We start from the raw sequence: 4,148 nt of genomic DNA, 5'->3' as shown, positions 1-4,148 counted from the left end.
CAGTCCCAGCCCGGCACGTAGTTGGAATCGAAGCCGAGCATCTGCTGGCTCTTGGTGACGAGATCCTTGAGGATCTTGTTCAGCGCCGTGCCGATATGGATGTTGCCGTTCGCATAGGGCGGGCCGTCATGCAGCACGAACTTGGCGCGGCCTTTCGCAACTTGGCGCAGCTTCTCGTAGAGGCCGATCTCGTACCACCGCTTGAGGATCTCCGGCTCGCGCTGCGGCAGGCCGGCGCGCATCGGGAATTCCGTCTGCGGCAGGAACAGGGTTTTCGAATAATCCTTGGCTTCGGACTTTTGCGGTTTTTCGGACATGAGGCTGACTGGCTCGGAAAGGGCGCGGGACGGATGGCGATGCGGAATCGCGGGTGAAACGACGAAATCCCGGTCTTGCGCCGAGCCTTGAAGCTCAGGCGGAAGCCGGGCCGCTAATCCCTATGATGCGCCGCGCAAACATGGGCTCTCCATAGCAGGGGGGCGGAGGAAGCGCAAAGGTTCGGGTTGGCCCGGTGACGGGCTCAATCAATCACGCCCAGCCGCGGGAATGCGTCCGGATGGGCGGCCAGGATGGCGCGGGCGCGGGCGGAATCGTCGTCCATCTGGCGGATCAGGGCCTCCAGACCATCGAATTTCAGCTCCTCGCGGATGAAGCCGATGAAGGCGCAGTCGAGCGCCTGCCCGTAGAGGTCGCCCTTGAAGTCGAACAGGAAGATTTCCAGCAACGGGGCGCCATTGTCGAAGGTCGGGCGGCGGCCGAAGCTGGCCACCCCGTCCAGGCGCTCGGTCCCCCGGCCGACCCGCACCGCGTAGATGCCGTGCTTCAGTCCGCAATTGGCGTCGAGGCGAATGTTGGCGGTGGGATAGCCAAGGTCGCGGCCGCGCTTCTCGCCATGGATCACCTCGCCGGTGATGAACCAGGGCGCGCCCAGCATCGTGGTGGCCTCGTTCAGCTCGCCCTCGGCGAGGGCGATCCGGATCGCGCTGGAGGACACCGGCCGTTCGTCGATGTCGACATGCGGTTGCACGTCGACCTCGATCCCGAGCCGGGGCGCCTCGTTGACGAGAAGGCTCGGCGAGCCCACCCGCCCCTTGCCGAAATGGAAGTCGTAGCCGACGGCGATGCCGCTCACGCCGAGCCGCCCGATCAGGTCATGGTGAATGAAATCTTGCGCGCTGGTTCCGGCCCGTGCCTTGTCGAAGGTCATCACCACCGCCCCCGCAAGCCCGGTGCCGGCCAAAAGGCGCAGCTTGGCCCGCTCGTCCGTCAGGCGGAATTGCGGGGTGTTGGGGCTGAAAAACCGCCGCGGATGGGGCTCGAAGGTCAATGCCAGCGCGGGGCGGCCATGGGTCCGGCCCATCTCCAGGGCAGCCGCGATCACGGCGCGATGGCCGAGATGAACGCCATCGAAATTGCCCATGGCGACCACGGCGCCCCTCGGAATCGCGGAATCCGGCGTGGTGTCGCGGATAACGGTAAAAGGCGGAGCCATCAGGGGAATTCTCGAACCGGGGCAGGACTGGCCCGGACCGTGGCGCGACCGGCCTTGCGAAGTCAAGCGGGCGGAGCGGAGGCCTTGAACATGATTTCAATCCTTCGGAAGGGTCCGCAGTTAACGCGCTGTTTAAGGCCTTGATGCTAGTGCTTGAGACGTGGAACTGCCGGGCACCGGGCTTGGCGGGTCCGATCCTAATAGTCCTTGGTTTGCGTTGGGGGAGTCGAGATGGCGGTTGATTTGTCGATGCCGGTTCTGGTGGTGGATGACTACAGCACCATGATCCGTATCATCCGGAATCTGCTGAAGCAGCTTGGCTTCGAGAATATCGATGATGCCAGCGATGGTTCGGCAGCGCTGAACAAGATGCGCGGCAAGAAGTACGGGCTCGTGATTTCCGACTGGAACATGGAGCCGATGACGGGCTACGACCTCCTGCGCGAAGTCCGCGCGGATCCGAACCTCGCCACCACGCCGTTCATCATGATCACGGCGGAATCCAAGACCGAGAACGTGATCGCGGCCAAGAAGGCCGGCGTGAACAACTACATCGTCAAGCCGTTCAACGCGGCGACGCTGAAGACCAAGATCGAGGCGGTCTTCCCGGACATGGCGAGCGCGTAAGCGCGCCAGAGTTTCGGCTGAACTCGCAAGGCCCGGGCTCGTCCCGGGCGTTTTGCGTCATTCCGCGGCGCCCGAAGGGCGAACCCGGACTCTCGAGATTTCCGGGTCAAGTGCTGCGCGCTGGCCCGGATTGACGAAGCTTGAAAATCACCACTTCAATTCGCGCATCAAGGCCTTCGGCGGGTGGCCGAACAGTTCCATGACCGAATTCGGGTCGAGCTGATCGAGGCCTTCGAACTCCTCGGCATGGATGCCGCGGGTGACGAACAGGCAGTCGATGCCGAATTCACGCGCGCCGGTTAAGTCGGTGCGGACGGAATCTCCGATCGCCAGCACCTTCTTGCGGTCGATCTGGTAGCCTTGGCGTTCCCCGGCGAGCGCCATGGCGCGTTGGTAGATCGGCTGGTGCGGCTTGCCGTAGAAAATCACCTCGCCGCCGAGCTCGCGGTAGAGCTCCGCGATCGCGCCGGCGCAATAGATCAGCCGGTCGCCGCGCTCCACCACGATATCGGGGTTGGCGCAGACCAGCGTCAGCTTGCGCTCGCGCGCCTTGAGCATCATGCCGCGATAGTCTTCCGCCGTCTCGGTCTCGTCGTCATAGAGACCGGTGCAGACGATGTAATCGGCTTCCTCCAGCGGCGCGGTCGCCGCATCGAGGCCCCGATAGATCGAGTTGTCGCGCTCGGGGCCGAGCCAGAACATCTTGCGGCCGGGATGCTCGGCGACATAGAGCCGGGTCAGGTCGCCTGAAGATACGATGGCGTCATAGGTCTCGTCGGGAACGCCGAGCTTGCGCAATTGCCGCTGCACGGAGTCGGCCGGGCGCGGCGCGTTGGTGATCAGGATCACCGTACCGCCACGGCTGCGATAGGTGTGCAGCGCCTCGCAGGCTTCGGGGAAGGATTCCAGCCCGTTATGGACCACGCCCCAGATGTCGCTGAGCACGACCTCCACACCGCCCACGAGCTCGCGCAGGCCTTCGGCGAAATGCAGCGCGGTCATGATGCGCGCGGCCGGCTAGATTCGGCGCGCGAGCGCCGCGTTCCCGGTGATGCGTTGTGGCGGAGGCGCAGAAGACGTCGCGCCTGAGCTTTGTGTCGCGGAGCCATGAGGAGCCTGAATGTCTTTCGCCTGGTTCGGCGCGGCCCCGGCGGTAGCAGATGCTCCCTCGGGCCGCAATGGCCGGGGCGGAGCGAACAGGAACCCCTGTCCGAACCGCACGTCGTAATCGAGCAGGTCGACCACTGCGCGTTCGCCTTCGATCCGTTCGGCGATGAGGTCGATACCGAAGCGGCCGAGCAGGTCGGATAGGTCGGACGGGTGGATGTCCGAGGCAGAGGCCTGCTTGGGATCGAGCAGCAAGGTGGCAGGCACCTTGATGAAGCGCACGCCGCGGTCGGCGAGCTCGCGCGGCTCGATGCGCAGATCCGTGACATGGTCGATCGAGAAGCGGAAGCCGCGCTGCGCCAATGCGGCGAGATTCTCGGTTTCGGCCGGGCCGAGATTGCGCAAGGTGGACTGCTTGAACTCCAGCACCAGCGAAGGCGCCAGCGCGCGGTTGGCTTCGAGGAAGTCGAGGCATTGCGCAAAGGTGGTGGAATTGCCGAGCGTGGAGGCCGCGACGTTGCAGAACACGCCGACGTCCTTGTTGCGCACCATCAGGCGCCGCAGCACCTGTACGCAGCGCAGCATCACCATGTTGTCGATGCGCCCGATCAGCCCGGAGGCTTCCGCGATGCTGATGAACTCCTCGGCGGCAAGCAGTTGGTCGCGCTCGTCGCGCAGGCGCGTCACCGCCTCGTAGAACCGTACCTTACGCTGCGGCAGCGTCACGACCGGCTGCAGGAAGATGTCGACGCGGTTCTCGTCGATTGCATTGTGCAGCGTCGTCAGCAATTGGGTCTGGTTGCGCCCATTGGCGGCGTGAACCGGGCTGGCGGTTTGGGCCTGAGCGGCCGGCGCCGGGCTTGGCGTCGGCCTTGGCATAAGGCTTGGCGTCGGCGCGGGAAGCACAGGAGGGGCGACCGGC

General features: G+C 64.8%; 5 protein-coding genes. 1 reads left to right on the top strand and 4 read right to left on the bottom strand.

Translation table 11 applies throughout. From position 1 onward, the window contains the following. Both JHD07_RS26595 and JHD07_RS26590 read right to left on the bottom strand, forming a co-directional pair. The coding region (locus JHD07_RS26595) for a class I tRNA ligase family protein (RefSeq protein ID WP_291627437.1) at positions 1–317 on the bottom strand (317 nt) is incomplete at its 3' end. A gap of 203 nt (positions 318–520) precedes the next feature. After that, on the bottom strand, positions 521–1,492 hold the full coding sequence (locus JHD07_RS26590) for a bifunctional riboflavin kinase/FAD synthetase (protein ID WP_291627435.1): 972 nt from the start codon (positions 1,490–1,492) through the stop codon (positions 521–523). Between the two features lie 231 nt (positions 1,493–1,723). On the opposite strand from JHD07_RS26590, the gene JHD07_RS26585 reads away from it, so the two are divergent. Beyond that, positions 1,724–2,119, top strand: a complete 396-nt coding sequence (locus tag JHD07_RS26585) for a response regulator (RefSeq protein WP_008567674.1) — start codon at positions 1,724–1,726, stop codon at positions 2,117–2,119. Between the two features lie 147 nt (positions 2,120–2,266). On the opposite strand, the gene JHD07_RS26580 is transcribed toward JHD07_RS26585, so the two are convergent. Together JHD07_RS26580 and JHD07_RS26575 are read right to left on the bottom strand one after the other, a co-directional pair. After that, a complete protein-coding gene (locus JHD07_RS26580; RefSeq protein ID WP_291627425.1) occupies positions 2,267–3,121 on the bottom strand; it encodes a TIGR01459 family HAD-type hydrolase in 855 nt (284 codons plus the stop codon). A gap of 15 nt (positions 3,122–3,136) precedes the next feature. Beyond that, a partial coding sequence (locus JHD07_RS26575; protein WP_291627424.1) for an EAL domain-containing protein occupies positions 3,137–4,148 on the bottom strand: 1,012 nt, incomplete at its 5' end.

The sequence above is a fragment of the Bradyrhizobium sp. genome, assembly GCF_016462955.1.
Classification (GTDB): Bacteria; Pseudomonadota; Alphaproteobacteria; order Rhizobiales; family Xanthobacteraceae; genus Bradyrhizobium.
The sequence above is the reverse complement of the archived record's forward strand: the minus strand, read 5'-3'. Positions and strand labels throughout refer to the sequence as shown.